This is a genomic window from Enterobacter sp. SCRI0065, from assembly GCF_059766475.1.
Map to the genome: position 1 here is coordinate 184,437 of NZ_JCBAJB010000005.1, position 23,896 is coordinate 208,332.

Below are 23,896 nucleotides of genomic sequence, written 5' to 3' on the forward strand. Positions count from 1 at the left end.
AATGTCGATACGTGCGTCAGGCTATAAAATCAGGGTAGGCCCGGTAAGCGTAGCGCCACCGGGCATTTTTAGCCTCAGCGCCGCGATCGCACCACCTGATACCGTCGCGTCAGATACTCCACTGGAGCGCTCCACACGTGTACCAGGCGCGTGAACGGGAACAGCAGGAAGATGGTCATGCCCAGCACCAGATGCACGCGGAAGATAGACGCGACACCGTCAAGATGCGCGGATGCGCCGCCCTGGAAGGTCACCACACCCTGCGCCCAGTCAACCAGTTTCAGCATCTCGCTGCCGTCGGGATGTTGCGCGGAGAAGGGAATCGTTGCCAGCCCCAGGATGCACTGAATGAGCAAAATGCAGAGGATCAGAATATCCGCGGTTGAGGAGGTCGCGCGAATACGCGGATTGGTCAGACGGCGAACCAACAATCCCGCGCCACCAACCAGCGTTAACACGCCGCACACCCCGCCTAAGATCATCGCCATCAGCTGCTTTTGCGACATCGGCAGGAACCAGGAATAAACCCAGTGCGGGGTCAGCATGCCAAACAGATGCCCGAAGAAGATCCCCAGAATACCGATGTGGAACAGGTTCGACCACAACACCATTCCGCGTTTATCGAGCATCTGGCTGGACGAGGCACGCCAGGTATATTGCCCGTAATCATAGCGAAGCCAGCTCCCAACCAGGAAAACGGTGCCGCAAATGTACGGGTAAATATCGTAAAAAAAGACGTTCAGATAGTGCATCATTTGGGGCCTCCGACACCGACGTCAACGTACTGAGGCGCGACGTCCTGGCTAAAGCGTCGTTGATATTGCTGCATCGGTGAACTGTCGCAGGCGGTCGCGTTGTCCTCAATAAACTTCACCTGTTCCTCTTCCCATACCGCATCCAGCGCCTGCCGGGTATCGTCACGTTTTTCACCTGCAATCTGCTGCGTGACACTGTCACTTGTTAACGGGCTGGCGGCAAGCTGAAGCAGGGCGTCAAACAGCTGATAGTGCGGGACGTCACGCTGTTTTAACCGCCCGCCGATCAGGGCCAGAATAGGCGCTACGTTCTGCAACCCTTCGCGGGCTTCGGCGTCGGACACAATGCTCAGGTACTCAAGATAGAGCGGCAGATAGTCAGGGAGTTCGCGGCAATCCAGCTGCAAACCGGCTTTCTCATACTGGCCCATCAGGTCCACCATCGCCTGACCCCGATCGCGCGACTCGGCGTGAACGTGCTCGAACAACAGCAGCGAGGTGGCGCGTCCGCGCTCGAACACTTCACACCATTGCGCCTGTTTATCCAGTAGCAAGGCCCCAAGATGCTGCTGCGCAAATGGCAGCAGCGCCGGTGCATCTTGTTCAATCAGGGAAAGGGCCTCGTCGCGATTTTCCCACAGCGTCTCGTCGGGATACTCGATCAGCAGGGCGATGATTTTGAGGATTTGCATTATTCACCCTCCCCATGCTTGCGCACCTCGTCGATGTTGATGGCGTCGATACGGCTGCTGTTGAAGAGGTTGAATTTGGTGTCGGAGCCGTGGCAGCCGTCGCCGAAGGTAAAGCCGCAACCGTTTTTCTCCGGGAAGGCATCGCGGGCCATTTCGCGGTGGCTGGTCGGGATCACGAAGCGGTCTTCGTAGTTGGCGATGGCGAGATAGCGATACATCTCTTCAACCTGCTCAACGCTCAGACCCACTTCGTCGATGGCGCGGGTATCGGTGACGCCTTCAACGGTTTGTGAACGCTTGTAGTGGCGCATTGCCATCATGCGTTTCAGCGCGCGCAGCACCGGGCCGGGATCGCCTGCGCTGAGCATATTCGCCAGATACTGCACCGGAATACGCAGGCTTTCGACTGCGGGCAGGATGCTGTCGGTCTGCGGCAGGCCGCCCGCATCGGCGTAGGACTGAATCGGCGACAGCGGCGGTACGTACCAGACCATCGGCAGCGTGCGGTATTCCGGATGCAGCGGCAGGGCCAGCTTCCAGTCCATCGCCATTTTATATACCGGCGAGCGTTGCGCGGCGTCGATAACGTTTTGCGGGATGCCTTGTTTGAACGCTTCTTCAATAACCGCCGGATCGTGCGGGTTCAGGAATACGTCGCACTGGCGCTCGTACAGATCGGTTTCATGCTCGGTGCTGGCCGCTTCTTCAATACGGTCTGCATCGTACAGCAGCACGCCGAGATAGCGGATACGCCCGACGCAGGTTTCCGAACACACGGTCGGCTGGCCGGATTCAATGCGCGGGTAGCAGAAGATGCATTTTTCTGACTTGCCGCTTTTCCAGTTGAAGTAGATTTTTTTGTACGGACAGCCGCTAATGCACATGCGCCAGCCACGGCATTTGTCCTGGTCGATCAGCACAATGCCGTCTTCTTCACGTTTGTAGATAGCACCGCTCGGGCAGGTGGCGACGCAGCTTGGGTTAAGGCAGTGCTCACACAGGCGCGGAAGGTACATCATGAAGGTGTTTTCGAACTGACCGTACATCTCCTTTTGCATCTTGTCGAAGTTGCGGTCGCGAGCGCGTTTCTCGAACTCGCCGCCGAGCAGCTCATCCCAGTTGGGGCCGCCGACGATTTTGTCCATTCGTTTGCCGCTAATCAGCGAACGTGGGCGGGCGGTGGGCAGATGATCGCCTTCCGGCGCGCGGTGCAGATCCTGATAGTCAAAGGTGAACGGTTCGTAGTAATCGTCGATGCCCGGCAGCGACGGGTTGGCGAAAATTTTCGACAGCACGCCCACGCGTCCGCCGAGGCGTGGCGTTAACTTACCGGTGATGCTGCGCACCCAGCCGCCTTGCCCCTCGTCCTGGTCTTCCCAGTTTTTGGGATAGCCGATACCCGGTTTGGTTTCGACGTTGTTAAACCACGCGTATTCCATGCCTTCGCGCCCGGTCCAGACGTTTTTACACGTCACCGAGCAGGTGTGGCAGCCGATGCATTTGTCGAGATTCAGAACCATTCCAACCTGTGAGCGTATTTTCATTTTTTCGCCTCCTGTACCTGATCCCGACCTTCGCCATCCAGCCAGTTAATGTTTTTCATTTTGCGGATCATGATGAACTCGTCGCGATTCGAGCCGACTGTGCCGTAGTAGTTGAAGCTGTAGGCCAGTTGCGCGTAGCCGCCGATCATGTGCGTGGGTTTCGGGCAGACGCGGGTGACGGAGTTGTGGATCCCGCCGCGTCGTCCGGTCACTTCCGAGCCTGGAATGTTCAGGATGCGCTCCTGCGCGTGATACATCATGGTCATGCCCGGCGGCACGCGCTGGCTGACCACCGCGCGGGCGGTGAGGGCGCCGTTGGCGTTAAAGGCCTCGATCCAGTCGTTATCCTCGATGTCTAACTCTTTGGCATCAGCTTCGCTTATCCAGACAATTGGCCCACCGCGCGACAGGGTTTGCATCAGCAGGTTTTCGCTGTAGGTAGAGTGAATGCCCCATTTCTGGTGCGGTGTCAGGAAGTTCAGCGCTTTTTCCGGGAAGCCGTTAGGCGGGATCTCACGCATGTGCGTCACGCTGCGGGTATCAATGGGCGGACGATAGGCCACCAGGCTTTCACCGAAGGCGCGCATCCACTGATGATCTTGATACAACTGCTGACGCCCGGAGAGCGTGCGCCACGGGATCAGCTCGTGAACGTTGGTGTATCCGGCGTTGTAGGAGACGTGTTCGCTCTCGATGCCGGACCAGGTTGGGCTGGAGATGATTTTGCGCGGTTGGGCCTGAATATCACGGAAGCGAATTTTTTCGTCTTCTTTGTTGAGCGCCAGATGGCTGTGTTCGCGACCGGTAAACTCGCTTAACGCCTTCCAGGCTTTCACCGCCACATGACCATTGGTTTCTGGCGCGAGCGCCAGTATCACCTCTGAGGCATCAATCGCGGTATCAATCAGCGGGCGACCTTTTGCCGGGCCGTCGAGCTTGACGTAATTCAGCTTGCCGAGGAAGTCGATCTCTTCCTGCGTGTTCCAGGAAATGCCTTTCCCGCCGTTGCCTAGCTTGTCCATCAGTGGGCCGAGCGAGGTAAATCGCTCGTAGGTTTCAGGATAGTTGCGCTCAACCACGGCGATATTCGGCGCAGTTTTGCCGGGGATTAACTCGCACTCGCCTTTGCGCCAGTCCTGAATATCAAACGGCTGAGACAGCTCCGCCGGAGAGTCGTGCTGAAGCGGGTGTAGCACCACGTCGGTTTCGGTGCCCAAATGGCCGACGCACACCTCCGAGAACACTTTGGCGAGCCCTTTATAGATTTCCCAGTCGCTGCGTGATTCCCAGGCGGGATCGACGGCGGCAGAGAGCGGGTGAATAAACGGATGCATATCCGAGGTATTCATGTCGTCTTTTTCATACCAGGTCGCGGTCGGCAGCACGATGTCCGAGAACAGGCAGGTGCTGGACATGCGAAAGTCGAGCGTCACCAGCAGGTCGAGCTTGCCTTCGATAGCGGCGGTTTGCCATTCGACTTCTTCTGGTTTGACGCCATCGGTTGAGCCAAGATCGTCGCCCTGAATGCCGCTCTCTGTTCCGAGCAGGTACTTGAGCATGTACTCGTGGCCCTTGCCGGACGAGCCGAGAAGGTTTGAGCGCCAGACGAACAGGTTGCGCGGATGGTTTTTGCCGTTGTCCGGCTGCTCGCAAGCGAAGCGAACGTCACCTGATTTTAGCGCCTGCACGGTGTAATCCTGCGGCGTCATGCCCGCTGCGTCAGCGCGAGCCTTGATGTGTAGCGGATTCAGGTCCAGCTGTGGCGCGGAGGGCAGCCAGCCCATGCGTTCGGCACGCACGTTAAAGTCGATCAAATGCCCGGTAAACTTCGACGCATCCGCCAGTGGTGAAAGCAACTCCTGCGCGGTGAGTTTTTCGTAGCGCCACTGGCTGGCGTGGTTGTAGAAATAGGAGGTGTTGTTCATCTGGCGCGGTGGGCGGTTCCAGTCCAGCGCGAAGGCCAACGGCAGCCAGCCGGTTTGCGGGCGCAGTTTTTCCTGGCCGACGTAGTGCGACCAGCCGCCGCCGCTTTTCCCCACGCAGCCGCAGAAGACCAGCATGTTGATCATCCCACGGTAGTTCATGTCCATGTGATACCAGTGGTTAACGCCCGCACCCAGAATGATCATCGAACGACCGTGGGTTTTATTTGCGGTATCGGCAAACTCGCGGGCGATTTGTTCGATATGGCGACGCGGTACGCCGGTAATCTGCTCGCCCCAGGCGGGAGAATAGGCTTTGACCTCGGCGTAGTCTTTGGCGGCGTTTTCATCGTCAAGGCCGCGGTCCAGCCCATAGTTTGCCAGCACCAAATCGTAAACGCTGGCGACCTGCTTCTGGCTGCCTTCGGCGAGGGTTAAGGTTTTTGACGGCACCTTGCGAATGAGCACTGGTTCCTGCTTCACGCTGCGAAAATGCGGATTTTCATTGCCGCCAAAGTAGGGGAATGCCACGTTCGACACGTTATCGTGAGTAATCAAAAGCGACAGCGTCAGCTCGATTTCCTGACCTGCCGCCACCGGTTCGAGGTTCCATTTGCCTTTTTCTCCCCAGCGGAAACCAATCGATCCGTTGGGTGCCACCAGGTCGCCCACCACGTTAAAGGCGATGGTTTTCCATTCCGGATTATTGGCTTCGCCCAGACCGTCCGCCAGATCGGAGGCACGCAGCATGCGCCCCGGCACCAGGCTGCCGTCCTCGCGCTCGTCCAGCATCACCAGCAGCGGCATGTCGGTGTAGCGGCGGCAGTAGTTAAGGAAATACTCGCTCGGGTTGTCGAGGTGAAACTCTTTGAGGATCACATGACCCATTGCCATGGCGAGCGCGCTGTCCGTACCTTGTTTAGGTGCCAGCCACTGGTCGCTGAGCTTGGCGACTTCCGAGAAATCCGGCGTGATGGCTATGGTTTTGGTGCCTTTGTAGCGCACCTCGGTGAAGAAGTGGGCATCCGGCGTGCGCGTCTGCGGCACGTTAGAGCCCCAGGCGATGATATAGCTGGAGTTGTACCAGTCGGCGGATTCCGGCACGTCGGTCTGCTCGCCCCAGGTCATCGGCGAGGCGGGCGGGAGATCGCAGTACCAGTCGTAAAAGCTCAGGCAGGTGCCGCCGAGCAGCGAGAGATAACGTGTACCGGCGGCGTACGACACCATCGACATGGCGGGTATAGGCGAAAAACCGGCGACGCGATCCGGACCGTACTGTTTTATCGTCCAGACGTTGGCGGCGGCAATCAGCTGATTCAGCTCTTTCCAGTTTGAGCGGATAAAACCACCGTGTCCGCGTGCCTGTTTGTAGCTTTGGGTCTTTTGCGGATCGCTCATGATCGCGTTCCAGGCGTTCACCGGATCGCTGTGCTGACCCAGCGCTTCACGCCACAGTTCAATCAACTTGCGGCGCACCAGGGGATACTTCAGGCGGTTGGCGCTATACAGATACCAGGAGTAGCTTGCACCTCGCGGGCAGCCGCGCGGTTCGTGATTGGGCAGGTCAGGGCGAGTGCGGGGGTAGTCGGTTTGCTGCGTTTCCCACGTCACCAGGCCATTTTTGACGTAAATCTTCCAGCTACAGGAGCCGGTACAGTTCACGCCGTGAGTGGATCGTACAATTTTATCGAACTGCCAGCGCTGGCGATAGCTGTCTTCCCAGTCGCGGTTGGTGTGATACACCTGACCGTGCCCGTCGGCAAAAGACTCGCCTTTTTGTTTGAAATAACGAAAGCGATCCAACAGTTTACTCATGACGTTTCTCCTGACGGGGCAACTCCGGCCCCGTGGTTACACTGCTCACAAAGTGTCGAACTGAATGGTTATGATTTGACGTGCTTTTGGCGGCGGCCATAGACCAGCCAGGTCACCAGCACGCAGACGATGTAAAAGACCAGGAAGACCTTCATGGCACCCACCGGCGAGCCGGTCATGGCGAGGGATGTGCCAAAGGCTTTGGGGATAAAGAACCCGCCCACCGCGCCAATCGCGGAGATAAAACCCAGCGCGGCGGCGGTATCCGTCACTGCCTCTTTCTGCGCCTGTTCTTCGGTGCCGCCGTGCAGCTTGACCCGGTAGACGGTAATTTGGCGGAAGATGACCGCAATCATCTGGAAGGTCGATCCGCTGCCTAAACCGGCGGTCAGGAACAGGCCCATAAAGACCAGATAGAAAGCGGTAAAGTTGCCCGAGCCTGAACCCGGTAATGTGAGGAAAATGAGCGCGCTAAAAATTGCCATAAAGACAAAGTTCACAAGCGTAACGCGCACCCCGCCGAGCTTGTCCGACACCACGCCGCCCGCCGATCGCGCCAGCGCACCGATTAATGGCCCGAAGAACGCAAGATGGAGAATATTCACATCGGGGAATTGGGTTTTAGACAGCATCGCAAAACCCGCTGAAAAACCAATAAAGGAGCCGAAGGTGGCCAGATAAAGCAGGCTCATCAGCCACAGATGTGGTTGTTTTAACACTGGAAGCTGGCTGGCTATAGTGGCCTTTGAGCTGGCAATGTCGTTCATGCCAAAGAAGGCCGCAATAGTCGCCAGGAGTAACAGCGGTGCCCAAATCCAGGCGGCGTTGGCCAGCGAGAGCGTTGAGCCATCATCCTGAAGCACGCCGTGTACGCCCATAAACGCAAACATCGGCAGGAAGATGACCACTGGCGCAACCATCTGCATCACGCTGACGCCCAAATTGCCAAGCCCTCCGTTGATGCCCAGCGCGCTGCCTTGTTTGGATTTCGGGAAAAAGAAGCTGATATTGCCCATGCTGGAAGCAAAGTTCGCGCCCGCGAATCCGCACAGCAGCGCAATGGTAATAAAGACCCAGTAAGGGGTTGCGCTATTTTGCACGGCAATCCCTAACCATACGCAGGGGATAATTAAAATGACCGTACTTAATACCGTCCACCAACGGCCACCAAATATCGGTACCATAAAGGAGTAGGGGACACGCAATATTGCGCCAGAAAGAGAGGGTAACGCCGTTAACATGAAAAGCTGATCGGTGGTGAAATTAAATCCGACTTTATTAAGGTTGACCGCAACAGCACTAAATAACATCCACACGCAGAACGCCAGAAGTAAGCAGGCGACGGAGATCCACAGGTTTCGTCGCGCGATAGGTTTACCTTTATTTTCCCAAAAAGCCGGGTTTTCAGGTTTCCAGTTATTCAAAAGATAATGATTATTTTTCTCACCTTGTTGTGACATATCGCCCTCATACTTACCCATATCTGACAGAAAAAGGAAAGTGATTACAGGCAGTTGCCTGTAGATGTGACTTTATGAATTTTTTGGATATTTTGGGATACGTCTGAAGGATAGATAAAAATGCGAACCCCTGTGTTTGGAAGGGAAAAGAGGGCTCGCTTTAAGTGTTACTAATTGTAAAACAATCGCGTTTTAATACTCAGTTAGGAGTATTAAATAATTCCAGGGAAATAGATTTATCAAGATGGCTATTAAATGCGTCGTCATCCATGTCGGGCATGTTCAGGACATAAATACCATCAAGCCCACACACCAGTCCGATTAAACGCCAGGCAATATCTTCCGGGCGATCCTTTAAAATAAAAACATTATCCGCCGCACCCGCACGAATAATAGCGACGGTTTCCTGATGCCACATTTCCATCGTCAGCACATAAGCGCCTTTAATCTCTGGGTCACGGGTTGCCAGGAACTGTGCTTCACGCCACAGGCGAATATAGGGTTCCAGTCCTCCTTCGTCGCTGCCCAGCATACCGTGCAGGCGTTCGCGCCAGCTTGCCGTTTCAGGTACGACCTCAGCATCGAGAAGGGCACGTATCAGGTGAATAAAGGACTGAGATTTTAGTTCTCCAATACTCGCAAAATGGTGGTGAACCTGCCCGGCGGCGACGTTGGCTTCGGCGGCAATGCGTCGGACCGTCATGCCGGTAAACCCTTCATTCAGCGCCACACGCATGGCGGCCTGAAGGATTGCTTCTCTGCGCTCGTCCTTGCTTAGATAGGTCATGTTTTTTTACTCTCAATGGCAATGAAACGAGTGTAACAAAAAGCTGGACATGCGTTCAACATTCCGTAGGATCGCATCCTGGACATGTGTCCAGGTTTCGTATGAAAAGGAAATTTATGTTTCGTCAGTGGTTAGCGTTAGTGATTATCGTGCTGGTGTATATCCCGGTAGCGATTGACGCGACGGTGCTGCACGTTGCCGCGCCAACATTGAGCATGACGCTGGGAGCCAGCGGCAATGAATTGCTGTGGATTATCGATATTTATTCGCTGGTGATGGCGGGCATGGTGCTGCCGATGGGCGCGCTGGGCGATCGTATCGGTTTTAAAAAGCTGCTGATGCTGGGCAGCGTGCTGTTCGGCGTCTCATCGCTGGCGGCGGCGTTTGCGCCAACGGCCGGATGGCTGATAGCGGCGCGTGCCTCCCTCGCGATTGGTGCGGCGATGATCATTCCGGCCACGCTTGCCGGGATCCGCACGCTGTTTACCGACGCGCGTCATCGTAATATTGCGCTCGGCGTGTGGGCAGCCGTTGGTTCGGGCGGTGCGGCGTTTGGTCCGCTGGTCGGCGGAATGTTGCTGGAGCACTTCTACTGGGGTTCGGTCTTCTTGATCAACGTACCGATCGTCATCGTGGTGGTGGCGTTGGCTGCTCGTCTTGTTCCGGCACAGCAGGGACGGCCTGAACAACCGCTGAATATCAGCCACGCGCTGATGCTGATCGTGGCCATTCTGCTGCTGGTGTACAGCGCCAAAACCGCGCTGAAGGGCGTGTTGTCACCGTGGATGGTAGCGGGGACGCTGCTGACCGGCGCGGTGATGCTGTTCATTTTTGTACGCATTCAACTGCGCGCCAGCACGCCGATGATCGACATGCGTCTGTTCTGCAATCGCATCATCTTAAGCGGCGTGGTGATGGCGATGACGGCCATGATTGCGCTGGTGGGCTTTGAACTGTTGATGGCACAAGAGCTCCAGTTTGTCCACGGCTTCACGCCGTTTGAAGCGGGCAAGTTTATGCTGCCGGTGATGGTAGCCAGCGGTTTTAGCGGACCCATTGCGGGCGTGCTGGTCGGCAGGCTGGGCCTGCGGATTGTTGCAGCGGGTGGCATGGGGTTGAGCGCGGTGAGCTTCCTCGGGCTTTCGACGCTTGATTTCAGCACCCAGCAGTGGCAGGCCTGGAGCCTGATGGTCCTGCTTGGATTCAGTGCCGCGAGTGCGTTATTGGCCTCGACCTCTGCAATCATGGCCGCCGCTCCGAAAGAGAAAGCAGCGGCGGCGGGTGCGATCGAAACCATGTCCTATGAATTAGGCGCGGGGCTGGGGATCGCGATTTTCGGCCTGCTGCTGACCCGCAGCTTCTCGGCATCAATCGCGGTGCCGCAGGGACTTAATGCCGGTCTGGCAGACAAAGTCTCGTCCTCTATTGGTGAGGCGATGAAGGTCGCACAAGATCTCACGCCAGCGATGGCGGATTCGGTGATTGAGGCCGCCAAAGCGGCGTTTATCACCTCGCACAGCGTGGCATTGGGGAGCGCCGGGGCGATGCTAATGCTGCTGGCAGTCGGGATGTGGTTTAGTCTGGCGAAAGTGCCAAGGTAGTCAACCTTATCCAGACATTAAAAGTTGTTCGGCATTGGGTTTATATCGTGACAGACCCAGCAGGTTTTCAGGTGCACGTCAGGTTGATAATGTTCTCATACCGATTTAGGGCCTTCGTTGCAGGGTTATGGCAGCGTTAGCTGATCTTTTATTTCAGCAAACAGGGCAATTAAATGATCGGCGATAACTCTGACTCGCCGCGAGTTGGCTAAGTCGGAATGCATCACCAGCCATAGGGTTTGATCGACGCCGAGCTGCGCATTCACACAATGCAGGCCGTTTTTCCTCGCCATGAAGTGCGGCAATACGCCAAGGCCTATACCGGATGACACAGCCGCTAACTGGGCCACTAGCGTGTTGGCTTCCATCCGGCACGGCCTGCCGCGAAGTGTCCGCGTGACCCAGCGTGCAGCAGGCAGGTGCTGATGAGATTCTGGCCACCCAACATACTGAGCGTGACTGAACGCGATGTCAGCAGTGCCTTCAGCATACGTTTTGATATAGGAGGCTGCGCCGTATAAGCCAAACCCCACGCTTCCGAGACGCTTCAGCGTCAGGTTTCCGCTATCAGGTTTGACCATTCGTATCGCTAAATCTGCGTCCCGTCGATGCAGATTTAGCGATTTCACGCCGCTGAGCACTTCTACCCGCAGGTCAGGATGTTTTTCCATCAACGCGTTGAGCGAAGGCAAAATAAAATGCGCGGCCAGATTATCCGACGTAGCCAGCCGGACATGGCCGGCAACGTGCCCTTGCAGTCTCGCCATTTCTCCAAATGCCAGTCCGGCATATTCAAGCGCCTCGGCGTGTTCCAGCAGTGCCTCGCCATCATCCGTTAACTGGTAGCCGCTCTGATGTCGGCTGAAAAGAGGAATAGCCAGTGACTTTTCAAGCCGGTCCAGCCTTCTTGACAGGGTGGCAATACCCATATCCATGGCTTCTGCTGCACCGCTTAGCGTACCCGCGCGGGCGACAGCCAGAAAAATCCGCGCATCGTCCCAGTTAAAATCTGCTTTCATCATTTTCCGTTTATGGAAAACGGCTCTCCGTTTTCAGGGCTATTTTATCACTTATCTCAGGATGATACTGCACGCCATGCAACGAGATGGCAATGAGGAGTGACGTAATAATCCGACCGCATCGGGTAAGCCAATCCTTTTTCATCAATTTTTTTCAGGGACATACATGACATGAACGACAGTATTTTACAGGTAAACCAGGTACCTACGCGTGCCTGGCTCGCGGTAACCGCTCTTGGGATCAGCGCATTTACGATTGTGACCAGCGAACTTGCACCCGTTGGCATGCTCAGCGCACTGGCTAAAGATTTACACCAGACGGAAGCGGGAGCCGGTCTTGCCGTTACCGCCTACGGCTGGGTGGCCGCGCTTGCCGCTTTGCTGGCCGGAGCGATCCCCTCCCGGTTTTCTCGCAAGGCGCTGCTGATTGCGCTGATGCTGATTCTGGCACTCTCTTGCCTGGCGGCAACGCAGTCACTCACCATGCAGACATTTATGACGGCACGGATGTCAGGGGCAGTGGCACACGGCGCTTTCTGGGCATTAATTGGTACCGTGGCGATACAGCTGGTTCCGGCGGATAGGTTGGGGCTGGCCACCTCAATCATTTTCTCAGGCGTTTCAGCAGCCAGCGTGCTGGGTGTACCGTTATCCAGTTTGATTGCCGACATAGCCGGATGGCGACAGGCATTCACCGTGATAACCCTACTGTCATTGGCTACCGCAGTAGCGTTATTCTGGACGCTTCCCACGCTGGCTGCACCGCAACCGCTGAGACTGAGGATTTACCTCGGGATATTTAAAGATCCGCGACTGCTTTCACTCTTTGGCGCCACGGCCTGCATTATTTCCGCCCATTTTGCTGCATTCACCTACATTGAGCCCTTGCTGACTCAAACCCATGGGATACCGGTGGGAACCATTTCAGCTCTGCTGCTTATTTCAGGACTCTCCGGACTACTGGGAAATATCATTGCAGGTAAACTGATTGATCGACATATCAAGATACTGGTGATGACTTCACTGCTGTTAAGTGCAGGCGCGTTGGGAATGTTGGGTATGAAGAGCGGGTCATCGCTTCCGATCTGGTTCACCGGTACGCTGCTGGCAATATGGGGAGCAGGAATGGCCATTGTATTCGTTGGTTTACAAACCTGGCTGCTGCGTAGCGCGGGAAAGATGGTACAGCCTGCATCAGCGGTCTACGTCGCCATTTTCAATGCCGCAATCGGTACCGGCGCGCTTGTCGGAGGGCAGGTGTCAACGAGAGTCGGTCTTCAGACCATGGCGTTGCTGGCGGCGGTTGTCATGATCTGCAGTATGGCTCTGATTTGGATGCTGAAAAGCCCGGCAAGACTGAGATAATGATGAAGCGGGGCAACCCCAAAGAAGAGTAAGGGGGCTTCTGGCAGGCGTAATAGTGGCCTGCCAGTCTTTACTCGTTTAAAAATGGGATATTTCCCGCTTCCAGATGGACACCTTCTAACGCTCCAGTGCCGCACTCAGCACGCTATGCAGCAGGACATTTGCGCCTTTCTCCGACCATTCAGGGAGGATCCGTTCAGCTTCGTTATGACTGATGCCTTTCACGCAGGGGATAAAAATCATGCTGGCAGGCGCAACCTTGCTGATATAGCAGGTATCGTGCCCTGCGCCTGAAACCATCGGTTTGGATGAATATCCCAGCGCTGAAACCGCCCGTTCGCTTCGGGCCAGGCAGTCGGCGTCAAACGCAATGGGGGCATAGTCAAATATACGCTCCACGCTGGCCGTGACGCCGCGCGCTTCCAGGCTTTGCACCGCCTGATGCAATGAGGCTTCCATGGCCTCAAGCGCGTCTGAATGCGGATGGCGAAACTCGACGCTGCACACCACGCGCGAGGGGACGACATTACGTGAGTTCGGCGTGACTTGCGCCATGCCGATGGTCGCACGCCCATCCGGTGCGTGCTGATAGCCAATGGTTTCGACCTTCAGCGCCAGTTCGGCAAACGCGGTTAACGCATCGCGCCGGCTGTGCATCGGGGTGGTTCCTGCATGGGCAGCGAAACCATCGAGTGTAATGGTAAACCAGCGTTGGCCCATCGCCGCTCGCACCAGACCGATATCAACCGCGTCATCTTCCAGAATCGGGCCTTGCTCGATATGCAGTTCATAACAGGCATGCACCGGAAAAGACCGGGCAGGGATGTCTCCACGATAGCCGATAGCTTCGAGTGCTTCGCGTACCGTCACTTTCGCGTTATCGGTGCGGGCATAGGCAAACGCTTGAGATAGCTGTCCGGACCAGACGCCGGAGGCGAGCATCGCTGGAGCAAAGCGCGCGCCTTCTTCATTGGTCCAGTTCACCAGCACGATATCGCGCTCGGTTTCGATGCCACCGTCGTTGAGCGTGCGCAGCAGTTCCAGCCCGGCCAGCACGCCATAAATCCCGTCGTAATTTCCGCCTAGCGGCTGAGTGTCTACGTGCGATCCGGTCATGACCGGCGGTAGCGCCGGGTTTTTGCCCGCGCGGCGAATAAACATGTTGCCCATGCTGTCCACGTCGCAGGTGAAACCGGCTTCCTGCGCCCAGTCGCGCAGCAGGTTGCGCGCAATCCGGTCTTCTTCGCTTAAGGCGAGGCGGGTAACGCCGCCCGCGGGCGTGCCGCCGATCTGCGCCATCATCTCAAGCGAAGACCACAGCCGTTGTGCGTTAATGCGGATCATGCGTCATCCTTTTTGCTGCGGTAGCGGAAATCGCAGCACGCGCCGCCCTGCATGATGGTAGTGGTGCGCGTCAGCTCCACGTCCGGCGCGTAGCCGACGATAAATTTCTCATCACGCGCGCAGGAGAGCAGGTGTCCAATCTCGCCCAGTCCCATCTCGTGATACATCTCGGCGTAACGACAGCGGGTGACGTTGTAGTTGTACTGCTGGTCATCTGCGTCGATCACTTTTACGTCCAGCGCGTTATCTTTTTCCCAAAGATACTGTAGGGCGATAAAGCTTTTGACGTCAGCGCCGTTGGGTTCCTGACGGGCAAAGTGCTGCCCGGCATCGATGGCCGCTTGCTCAATGGCCTCGCCAATAACCGCCTGGGCGCGAGCTTTCCCTATCTCGCGCACCAGGATTTCATAAATTGGCTTAATAATTTCTGCTTCAATTTTGCGGCGGGCGAGAATGCCCAGCTCGTTATTATCACTCATCACATTGCCTCACGACGTTACTTCGCTTTTGCGCCGCCCAGGACGGTTTGCGGCTGCCATTTGCCATCGACCACCTTGTAAACGGTAAATGACGGGGCCTGTAGGTTGCCTTCTTTGTCGAACGCTATCTGCCCGGTGACGCCGGAATAATGGATAGCGCGCAGGGCGGGCAGGTATTCAGATGGATCGACCGAGTCGGCTTTTTGCATTGCGGCAACCAGCACGCGGGTGGCGTCATAGGCGAACGGCGCGTGCAGTTCGATATGGGTGTGATAGCGCGATTGATACGCCTGCTCAAACGCTTTGCCGCCTGGCATCTGGTCAACCGGCAGACCCGGTTCCAGCGCCACGACACCTTCGCCTTCTTTTTGCGCCAGTTGCAGGAAGGTCTGGCTAACAAAGCCGCCTGCGCCCATCAGCGTGGCGTTCATACCCAGCTGTTTGATACGACGCGCCAGCGGTGCCGCCTGGCTATCCACGCCGCCAAAGAAGACCAGATCCGCATTTTTGCTACGGATCGCGGTCAGCACGGCGCTGAAGTCCACGGTTTTATCATCGACATACTGGCGGTCAACAATCTTCACGCCCTGGGCTTCCAGCGATTTGATGAACTCATCCGCCAGGCCCTGACCAAACGCAGTACGGTCGTCGATCACCGCGATGCGTTTGGCTTTCAGCGTCTTCACCGCGTATTCCCCGGCAAACTGGCCGCCGTCATCGTCGTGGCCCATCACGCGGAAGCTGGTGTCAAAACCTTGTTTGGTATAGGCGTGTCCAGTCGCAACCGGGGCAACCTGCGCGATGCCCGCATCGTGATAAACACGCGCTGCCGGAATGCTGGTCCCGGTGTTCCAGTGACCCACCACACCTGCGACGCCGTTATCGACCAGGCGCTGGGCGACGGCCACCGCAGTGCGCGGATCGGACTGATCATCCTCGGACTGCAATTTGAAGGTGACAGCTTTCCCACCGATGATCGGATGCTGCTTGTTAATATCATCAATTGCTAGCTGTGCGCCGTTTTCCAGATCCTTACCGATACGTGCGGAAGGGCCGGTCAGCGGGCCTGCTAGGCCGATGATGACGGTTTCGCTGTCTGCCGCCCATGCGCCCGTAGAGGTAAAACCACTGAGCAGAATGGCGGCGCTAAGCGCACTGATTTTTACTGTTTTCATTGTTTTCTCTGGTGTTGGTTGGTGTGTTAAACGGGCAATTCGCCCAAATAAATTTGTGCAATGCGATCGTCGGCGAGCATGGCCTTCGATTCGCCGTGGTGAACGATGCTGCCGCTGTCCATCACCCAGGCGTTATCGGTGACCTCCAGCGCCAGCCGCGCATTTTGTTCAATTAGCAGCAAGGCGACGCCGCGTTCACGCAGCCCGGCAATAACCTGAAAAATGTTCTCGACCATTTTGGGTGCCAGCCCCATCGATGGCTCATCGAGGATCAACAGACGCGGGTGACTGAGCAGGGCGCGGTTCAGCGCCAACAGCTGTTGCTCACCGCCAGACAGTAGCCCGGCCAGTTGATGCTGACGCTCGCCGAGGCGCGGGAAGCGCTCGAAAATCGCTTTCATCTCTTGTTTTATCGTGACAGTGTCACGCCTTAACCAGGCCCCCATCTGTAAATTTTCCAGCACCGTCATGCGTGCGAAGATACCGCGACCTTCCGGGACCATCACCAGCCCGTCGCGCAGCAGCGTTTCAGCGTTATGCTTGCGTACCGGTTTGCCGTTAAATACGATGTTGCCGCCAAAGGTTTCAAGCCCGGTAATCGCCCGCACGGTCGAGCTTTTGCCCGCGCCGTTGGCACCAATCAGCGTCGCCTGTTCGCCTTCATTGAGTGAAAAAGAGACATCACGCACCGCCTGAATACCGCCGTAATGCACGTCAAGATGCTCAACTTTCAGCAGTTCAGACATGGGCATGGCCTCCAAGCCAGGCGGCGATCACGTTCGGGTCTCGGCGTACAGCGTCCGGCGTGCCGCTGGCGAGCGTTTTGCCGTAATCGAGAACGGTCAGACGATCGCAAATGCCCATGACCAGCTTAACGTCGTGTTCAATCATCAGTAAGGTTTTGCCGTCGTCACGAATGCGGATCAGCAATTCACCGAGGGCGTTTTTTTCGACCGCATTCATCCCCGCTGCGGGTTCGTCGAGTGCCAGCAAAAGCGGGTCGGTGGCCAGCGCACGGGCAATCTCCAGACGACGCTGATGGCCGTAGGCCAAATCGCAGGCGCGGTAATGGGCAAATTTGGCGATGCCGGTGTAGTCCAGCCAATGCCAGGCCAGTTCGCGGGTTTGTGCTTCTTCAGCACGCGCGCGCTTATGCCGGGTCAACGCCGCCCATAGTCCGTTGTGGGTGCGCACGTGACGACCAACCATCACGTTTTCAAGCACCGACATCTCGTTAAATAACCGTACGTTCTGGAACGTGCGTGCGATGCCCGCGGCGGTCACTTTCTCGATTTTTTTAGGGTAATAGGGCTTATCGGCAATCGAAAACTCGCCGCTATCGGCTGGATACAGTCCGGTAATCAGGTTAAAGCAGGTCGTTTTCCCCGCGCCGTTGGGGCCAATCAGCCCATAGATTTCGCCTTTGCTGATTGATAGTGAAACGTCGTCCACGGCGGTCAGGCCACCGAAGCGCTTCGACATGTTGCGTACGCTGAGCAGGCTCATACTTTTACCTCCTTGTGACGAACGGGCCAAATCCCGGAAGGGCGGATCAGCATCACACCGACCAATGCCAGGCCGTAAAACAGCTGACGTAAGATTTCCGGATCCACCAGAACCGTACCGAACAGTGCCTGCTGAACAGGGGCGGCCTGGCTGCGCAGAATCTCCGGCAAAGCGGTGAGCAGCACTGCGCCGAGGATAACGCCCGGAATGTGGCCCATTCCGCCGAGCACTACCATCGCCAGCACGGCGATAGATTCTTGCAAGGTGAAGGATTCCGGAGAGACAAAGCCCTGGAATGCACCAAACAGCGCGCCCGCTACGCCGCCAAACGATGCGCCTATCGCAAAGGCTAAGAGTTTGTAATTTCGCACATTGATGCCCATGGCGCGGGCCACATCTTCGTCTTCACGAATCGCATGCCACGCCCTGCCGATGCGCGAGTGCTGTAAGCGCAGGCAGACAAAAATGATCGCTACAATCACCAGCATCAGCAGGTAATACCACAGCCACAGGGCGGGAACCTTGACGCCTAACCAGTGGTATACGCCGCTAAACTTGAGACCAAAAAAGTTGAGCGTATCGACGCCGGTAATGCCTTTTGCGCCGTTGGTGATATTCACCGGGCGGTCAAGGTTGCGCATCAGAATACGGACGATCTCGCCAAAGCCCAGCGTCACAATCGCCAGATAATCTCCACGCAGCTTGAGCGTCGGCGCGCCAAGGAGAATGCCGCACACCGCGGCGACCAGTGCTGCCAGCGGGATAATCAACAGGTAAGAGGTATGCAGCCCGTTCGGGAACCAGACGTTAAGGATCGGAAAAACGTCAAGCAGATGTGGGGAGGCCAGCAGTGCAGCCAGATACGCGCCGACGGCGTAAAAGGCGATAAAGCCCATATCCAGCAGGCCGGTGTAGCCAACGACGATATTTAAGCCCAGCGCCAGCATCACGTAGAGCAGTGCGAAATCGATCACCCGCACCCAGTAGTTGCCGCCAAGCTGGCTCGCCACCACGGGGGCAACGAGCAGCGCGACAATAAATAGCGTCATGCCGGACCAGAGACGGCGAGAGGTGGCCGGAGCCTGTATTTGTGCAGTCGTCATATTATCCTCTAGGCCCTGTGCGCCACGCGTTCACCCAGCAGGCCCGCCGGACGGAAAACCAGTACCAGTATCAGCACGATAAAAGCGAAGACGTCCTGATAGTTGCTGCCAAAGACGCCGTGGGTAAGTTCGCCAAGATAGCCCGCGCCGAGCGCTTCAATAATGCCCAGCAGGATCCCGCCCACCATCGCCCCGCGAATATTGCCGATACCGCCCAGCACCGCGGCAGTGAACGCTTTGATGCCGGGTAAAAAACCCATCGAGAAACTGGCGTTGCCGTAGTTACTTGCCATCATCACGCCGGCAAGTGCGGCAAAGACGCCGCCAATTGCAAAGGTGAGAGTGATAATGGCGTTGGGATTGACGCCCATCAGCGTTGCGACGCGCGGGTTTTCGGCCACGGCGCGCATGCCGCGCCCGAGGCGGGTATATTCCACTAACAGCCACAGGCCGGTCATCACGACCAGCGCCAGCACTACGGTGACGATACCCGTGACGGTTACAATCGCCGGGGGATGGCCTTCGCTACCCGCAGTGACGGCAATGGGGTCCATTGGCAGGATCTGCGGGAACATCAGCGGATTGCGCGACCAGATAATCATCGCCACGGTTTGCAACAACACCGACACGCCAATCCCCGAAATTAGCGGGGCCAGGCGCGGCGCATTGCGCAGGCGGCGATAAGCAAATCGCTCCACGGCCATTGCCAACAGGGCGCAGACCGCCATGGCGATCGCCAGCGCGAAACCCAGCTGTAATAGCAGCGGCATATGAGGAAAAGTGTTGTTCAGGGCGTTAATGGCCGACAGCGTGGTGAGTGCGCCCACCATCAGGATATCGCCATGAGCAAAGTTAATAATGCGCAAAATGCCATACACCATGGTATAGCCCAGCGCGATCAGCGCGTAGATGCTGCCCAGCATCACGCCGTTGATCAGTTGTTGTATGAGAGTGTCCAACGTTCCTACCCGACAAATTGCTCTTTCAGCGGGTAACATCTAACAAATGAATTAAATTGTGAAATACGCATATATTATTTCTTATGAAATTTCGAACTTGTTTTATCTTTATGATTTACAACACAATAGAAAACACCCCAAAGACCCTGACTACGCCAATAAAATCAACATATGAATAAAACAGAACAATCGATCGCGCTGCCTGCCTATGCCGAAAGCCGTCTGGCGAACGATCCGCCGCTTCGCGCCGTGCGTGCCTTCGAGGCCATTGCCCGTTTAGGAAGCGTGACGCAGGCCGCGATTGAGCTGGCGATATCACCTTCGGCAGTGAGTCATCAGCTCAAAGTGCTGGAAGGGTATTTACAGATGCCGCTCACCGAGCGACAGGGGCGCAGGCTGGTTCTGAGCCAGCAGGGGCGTGACTATTACCGCTCGATACGTGCGGCGTTTAACGTCCTGCGCCAGGCAACGGAGCATCTGGTCGAGCAGGCGCAGACCCGGCAGGTCACGATCAGCCTTATTCCGCTGTTCGGTATGGGCTGGTTTATTCCGCGTCTTCCTGCGTTTATGCGCGCCAATCCGCAAACGGAAATCAACGTGGTATACGCTAACCACCGTAACTATTTGAGCGACGCATCGGATATGTCGATTCGTTTTGGAAATGGCCAGTGGGCGGGGTATCAAAGTGAAAAACTGATTTCGGGGCAGATGGTGCCGGTGTGCAGTCGCGCGTTTCTGCGCGTCCACGGACATATCGATACCGCAGATCAGCTGCTGCAAATGCCGCTGCTGCACGATGAAGAACGTTCCACCTGGCAACAATGGTTTATGCAACAGGGCGTGAAGCGTCCACCGCGCCGCAGTGGGCCGATGTTTGAAGACGGTTTACTGACGCTGGCGGGTGTGCAAGCGGGATTGGGTTGTGCGCTGATGCGTGAGCCTTTAATTGCACCCTATCTTGAAAGCGGTGAACTGGTCAAAATCATCGATGCGCCAATAGAAGACGGGCGCGATTATTATCTGTGCGTCCGTCAGGATTCCGAGATGACCCAGGACGGCAAGCTGCTGCAATCCTGGCTACGTCGCGTGGCCGGGAGCGGCGAGATTACGTTGTAAAGGTACAGCCTTTATCCAGCGCTTCGATTTCCGTTCCGCTAAAGCGTGCGTATTGTCCTGTCAGCCGCCAGAAGGCTGGCTGTGTTTCGGTATAGATTTCTGCCGCCAGCACGAGCCTGCGACGTTCGCTCTCGTTCAGATCCAGAAGCGTCCAGGGAACGAAATAGCGGTCGACGGTAGTGAGTTGAAACCAGAGATGGCAGCCGCAGCCTGGGCAAAACCAGCGCTCTCCGCGAGCCGAGGAAGCGAAATGAGAAGGGGCTATCGACTCTTTTTCTATTTCTGGCTGGCTGGCCTCCAGATACATAGCGATGCCGCCTGACCATTTCTGACACAGGGTGCAATGGCAAGCGTAAACATCAAGAGCCTCAATATTTACGCTGAAATGACTCATCCCACATAAGCAGCGTCCAGTATACATAGGCATGGCGTACTCCTTTATCACGCCAGATGACTGCAATACAAAAAAGCCAGCCACATGGGCTGGCCTTTTTAACAACACATGATTAGAACTGGTAGGTCAGACCCAGAGCAACGATGTTGTCGGTAGAAACGCCAGCAGCTTTAGTGAAGTTGCTGTCATCAATCAGGTTGATTTTGTAATCAACATAGGTGGACATGTTTTTGTTGAAGTAGTAAGTCGCGCCAAGGTCGATGTACTCAACCAGATCCTGATCGCCATAGGTGTTGATGTCTTTACCTTTGGATTTCAGGTATGCGATAGAGGGACGCAGACCGAAATCGAACTGGTACTGAGCCACTACTTCGAAGTTCTGTGCTTTGTTCGCGATATAACCATCACCGAAGTTGGTCATGTTGCGAGTTTCAGAGTAGGTCGTTGCCAGATAGATGTTGTTCGCATCGTATTTCAGGCCAGTAGCCCACACTTCTGCATTTTCACCGGCAGCATTCATGGTGCCCGCTACGCGGCCAGCCGCAACCTGGTTGTCGGTACGGTCAGATTTCGCATAGGTTGCACCCACGCCGAAACCGTCCATTTCATAAGTAGATGACAGACCCCAGCCATCGCCGTTTGCTTCGGTGATGCTGCGTTCGTCATTTTTACCCTGGTACTGAGCAGCAAAGTTCAGACCATCAACCAGACCGAAGAAGTCCTGGTTACGGTAAGTTGCCACACCGGTAGTACGGCCAGTCATAAAGCCATCAGTCTGCGTCCAGGTATCACCACCGAACTCAGGCAGAACGTCGGTCCATGCGCCGATGTCGTAAGCAACACCGTAGTTACGACCGTAGTCGAAAGAACCAAATTCGTTGAATTTCAGGCCAGCGAACGCCAGACGAGTTTTGTTGCCTTTGTCGCCGTTGGATTCTTCGTTGTTGCCTTTGAATTCATATTCCCACTGGCCGTAACCGGACAGCTGGTCGTTAATCTGAGTTTCACCTTTGAAGCCCAGACGAACGTAAGTTTTGTCGCCGTCGCTATCGGTGTCATCAGAGAAATAGTGCAGACCTGTTACTTTGCCGTACAGATCCAGCTTGTTACCGTCTTTGTTATAAACTTCGGCAGCGTTTACCGCACCTGCCGCCAACATGGAAGTCACTGCCACTGCAACTAATTTAAGATTCATTGTAATAATCCTTATAATTTTATTTGGATATTTCCTGTGCCATTTCTAAACGTTTTCTAAACGAGGTGGTTCGTCAACGGCATGCTATTTTTATGAATCTTGTAGTGTTGTTTCAATAATAAGTTTCAATTTATTACCTATAATTGCAAAGAGTGTGATCGAGATCGGATAAAAGAGGCTAAAAATGCCAAAATTGATTATTTAATAATCTGGACTATATTATTTTCTTTGGTTAATCATATTAGGGGGGATAGTTTTCACCTGTTTTAATTTTCTTTAGTAATTAACAGCAATATCACGTTAATGCTTATCTTTTCGAGATTTAAACTTTTTCAAAAACAGTGGCTTGATGAATTGACTGGGCGATATTTGAGCTAATATATTTGAAATATTCAGAAACACACTATTGCATAACGTGCTATATCGGTGGGGAATATAAGGAAGTTATTAGTTACTTATCGTTGTCAGTTTACGTCAGTGATAATGTAAGAAAACGTTACCGAAAGCGCATATTGTCAAAAGCTAAATCGAACTACCAGATATCAAAAGCAGAATTACAGGCGATGTCACAATTAATTAACTTTTATACCGGTGAGGCATAGATAACATTATGGCTTGAGATTCTTCTCAAGCCATTTGATTAGCCTCGGGTCTAGCTCCAGACTATTTTCGCTGTCGCGTTGCGTACCAGCACACTAATGACCCTGCACACACCATTAGCGCGCCTTGCCAGAAAGCAAAAGAGAGAGGGGCACTGAGCAACACCGCCGCCAGCGCGGCGGAGAGAACCGGGGTAAAGTAGGAGACGGTCGCCAGCACCGATACGTTGCCGTGCAGAATGCCGATATTCCATGACGCATAGCCAAATCCCAGCGCCACGCCGCACATCAACAGCTTAATCACCACCGGCACGCTAAAGACCATTTCAGGCTGTTCGCTAAACAGATATTTCAGCCACAAGCTCAACGCAGTCAGCAGCACAAACAGCGTAATGCCGTTTTGCCCTTTGGCATATTTGCTGGTCACGGTGCAGTACGCGGCCCAGATAAAGGAGCCGGCAAACGCCAGGCCATAGCTCAGTGGATTGGACACAACGTTGCTGATGATTTCATCAACGTGTAACCCACCTTCGCCACCTAAAACCCACGCGACGCCAAGCAGCGAAATCATTAATCCTGGTATCACCCACAGCGTGGATTTTTGCCCGTTGAACAGAATGGCAAATACGATGGTCAGACTGGGCCACAGATAATTCACCATGCCCACTTCGATCGCCTGATGACGGGTGCTGGCGTATCCGAGGGAAAGCGCGAGACAAATTTCGTAGCTCACAAATAACACGCTGCCAGCAATAAGATAGCGCGGTGAGAAACGCGTAATAGTGGGGAAGCCGACGGTGACCAGACAGAGCAATCCGCTCACCGTATAAATCATGGCAGCGCCCCCCACGGGCCCCAGGCCTTCACTTACGCCACGAATCAGCCCGACCATTGTGCTCCATAATATAATGGCGGCCAGGCCAATGAGCGTTGCTTTTTTTCTGTCCATCTTTTCCCTAACGATATTCCTGCCAAAGAGCAAATTTATAGCATTTTTTCAGGGGGTTCCACGACTATAACTACCTGCAAATAACCCCAAGGTATTATTCAAAATCGCCAGCGTTGA

Annotated in this window: 20 protein-coding genes; 3 read left to right on the top strand and 17 right to left on the bottom strand. The window is 55.3% G+C overall.

The window, feature by feature from the left end:
- Positions 1-74: 74 nt before the first annotated feature.
- From narI to AC6EMZ_RS15585, 6 genes are all read right to left on the bottom strand, one after another.
- Positions 75-755: a respiratory nitrate reductase subunit gamma gene (gene narI, locus AC6EMZ_RS15560; RefSeq protein WP_498403485.1), complete on the bottom strand. Its 681-nt coding sequence runs from the start codon at positions 753-755 to the stop codon at positions 75-77.
- Positions 752-1,447, bottom strand: a complete 696-nt coding sequence (gene narW / locus AC6EMZ_RS15565; RefSeq protein ID WP_498403486.1) for a nitrate reductase molybdenum cofactor assembly chaperone — start codon at positions 1,445-1,447, stop codon at positions 752-754. Before narW ends, narI begins: the two co-directional genes overlap by 4 nt.
- Positions 1,447-2,991: a nitrate reductase subunit beta gene (gene narH, locus AC6EMZ_RS15570; RefSeq protein ID WP_498403487.1), complete on the bottom strand. Its 1,545-nt coding sequence runs from the start codon at positions 2,989-2,991 to the stop codon at positions 1,447-1,449. Before narH ends, narW begins: the two co-directional genes overlap by 1 nt.
- Positions 2,988-6,728, bottom strand: coding sequence for a nitrate reductase subunit alpha (locus AC6EMZ_RS15575; protein WP_498403488.1), 3,741 nt, complete (start codon positions 6,726-6,728; stop codon positions 2,988-2,990). Before AC6EMZ_RS15575 ends, narH begins: the two co-directional genes overlap by 4 nt.
- A gap of 68 nt (positions 6,729-6,796) precedes the next feature.
- Entirely contained in the window at positions 6,797-8,188 is a 1,392-nt protein-coding gene (locus AC6EMZ_RS15580) for a NarK family nitrate/nitrite MFS transporter (RefSeq protein WP_498403489.1), read from the bottom strand.
- Between the two features lie 199 nt (positions 8,189-8,387).
- Positions 8,388-8,975 carry a TetR family transcriptional regulator gene (locus AC6EMZ_RS15585; RefSeq protein WP_498403490.1) on the bottom strand — a complete coding sequence of 196 codons (588 nt, stop codon included), beginning with the start codon at positions 8,973-8,975 and terminating at the stop codon, positions 8,388-8,390.
- Positions 8,976-9,091: 116 nt separating this feature from the next.
- Between AC6EMZ_RS15585 and AC6EMZ_RS15590 the strand changes: the two genes are divergently transcribed.
- Positions 9,092-10,576 (top strand): MFS transporter, encoded by a 1,485-nt coding sequence (locus AC6EMZ_RS15590; RefSeq protein WP_498403586.1) that lies wholly within the window; start codon positions 9,092-9,094, stop codon positions 10,574-10,576.
- A gap of 125 nt (positions 10,577-10,701) precedes the next feature.
- On the opposite strand, the gene AC6EMZ_RS15595 is transcribed toward AC6EMZ_RS15590, so the two are convergent.
- Complete coding sequence (locus tag AC6EMZ_RS15595) at positions 10,702-11,595, bottom strand: LysR family transcriptional regulator (RefSeq protein WP_498403587.1); 894 nt, start codon at positions 11,593-11,595, stop codon at positions 10,702-10,704.
- 171 nt (positions 11,596-11,766) lie between these two features.
- On the opposite strand from AC6EMZ_RS15595, the gene AC6EMZ_RS15600 reads away from it, so the two are divergent.
- On the top strand, positions 11,767-12,960 hold the full coding sequence (locus AC6EMZ_RS15600) for an MFS transporter (protein WP_498403491.1): 1,194 nt from the start codon (positions 11,767-11,769) through the stop codon (positions 12,958-12,960).
- Positions 12,961-13,077: 117 nt separating this feature from the next.
- On the opposite strand, the gene AC6EMZ_RS15605 is transcribed toward AC6EMZ_RS15600, so the two are convergent.
- From AC6EMZ_RS15605 to AC6EMZ_RS15635, 7 genes are read right to left on the bottom strand one after another with little or no spacing between them, the layout of a single operon-like run.
- Positions 13,078-14,304 (bottom strand): Zn-dependent hydrolase, encoded by a 1,227-nt coding sequence (locus tag AC6EMZ_RS15605; protein ID WP_498403493.1) that lies wholly within the window; start codon positions 14,302-14,304, stop codon positions 13,078-13,080.
- Positions 14,301-14,783 carry an L-2-amino-thiazoline-4-carboxylic acid hydrolase gene (locus AC6EMZ_RS15610; protein ID WP_498403494.1) on the bottom strand — a complete coding sequence of 161 codons (483 nt, stop codon included), beginning with the start codon at positions 14,781-14,783 and terminating at the stop codon, positions 14,301-14,303. The genes AC6EMZ_RS15605 and AC6EMZ_RS15610 overlap by 4 nt, the downstream gene beginning before the upstream one ends.
- A gap of 17 nt (positions 14,784-14,800) precedes the next feature.
- Entirely contained in the window at positions 14,801-15,958 is a 1,158-nt protein-coding gene (locus AC6EMZ_RS15615) for a branched-chain amino acid ABC transporter substrate-binding protein (protein ID WP_498403495.1), read from the bottom strand.
- Between the two features lie 26 nt (positions 15,959-15,984).
- Positions 15,985-16,704 (bottom strand): ABC transporter ATP-binding protein, encoded by a 720-nt coding sequence (locus tag AC6EMZ_RS15620; protein WP_498403497.1) that lies wholly within the window; start codon positions 16,702-16,704, stop codon positions 15,985-15,987.
- On the bottom strand, positions 16,697-17,464 hold the full coding sequence (locus AC6EMZ_RS15625) for an ABC transporter ATP-binding protein (RefSeq protein WP_498403499.1): 768 nt from the start codon (positions 17,462-17,464) through the stop codon (positions 16,697-16,699). Before AC6EMZ_RS15625 ends, AC6EMZ_RS15620 begins: the two co-directional genes overlap by 8 nt.
- Positions 17,461-18,567 carry a branched-chain amino acid ABC transporter permease gene (locus AC6EMZ_RS15630; RefSeq protein WP_498403500.1) on the bottom strand — a complete coding sequence of 369 codons (1,107 nt, stop codon included), beginning with the start codon at positions 18,565-18,567 and terminating at the stop codon, positions 17,461-17,463. Before AC6EMZ_RS15630 ends, AC6EMZ_RS15625 begins: the two co-directional genes overlap by 4 nt.
- An 8-nt stretch (positions 18,568-18,575) precedes the next feature.
- Positions 18,576-19,526 (bottom strand): branched-chain amino acid ABC transporter permease, encoded by a 951-nt coding sequence (locus AC6EMZ_RS15635; RefSeq protein ID WP_498403501.1) that lies wholly within the window; start codon positions 19,524-19,526, stop codon positions 18,576-18,578.
- Positions 19,527-19,697: 171 nt separating this feature from the next.
- Here AC6EMZ_RS15635 and AC6EMZ_RS15640 point away from each other — a divergent pair, with 171 nt between their 5' ends.
- Positions 19,698-20,642, top strand: a complete 945-nt coding sequence (locus AC6EMZ_RS15640) for a LysR substrate-binding domain-containing protein (RefSeq protein ID WP_498403502.1) — start codon at positions 19,698-19,700, stop codon at positions 20,640-20,642.
- Here the strand turns inward: AC6EMZ_RS15640 and AC6EMZ_RS15645 are convergent.
- The 3 genes from AC6EMZ_RS15645 to yddG form a co-directional block, all read right to left on the bottom strand.
- Positions 20,632-21,069 (bottom strand): GFA family protein, encoded by a 438-nt coding sequence (locus AC6EMZ_RS15645; RefSeq protein WP_498403504.1) that lies wholly within the window; start codon positions 21,067-21,069, stop codon positions 20,632-20,634. The two genes, AC6EMZ_RS15640 and AC6EMZ_RS15645, sit on opposite strands and share 11 nt — an antisense overlap.
- Positions 21,070-21,148: 79 nt before the next feature.
- Positions 21,149-22,231, bottom strand: a complete 1,083-nt coding sequence (gene ompC / locus AC6EMZ_RS15650; protein ID WP_498403505.1) for a porin OmpC — start codon at positions 22,229-22,231, stop codon at positions 21,149-21,151.
- Between the two features lie 663 nt (positions 22,232-22,894).
- Positions 22,895-23,779, bottom strand: coding sequence for an aromatic amino acid DMT transporter YddG (gene yddG, locus AC6EMZ_RS15655; protein ID WP_498403507.1), 885 nt, complete (start codon positions 23,777-23,779; stop codon positions 22,895-22,897).
- Between the last annotated feature and the right edge of the window lie 117 nt (positions 23,780-23,896).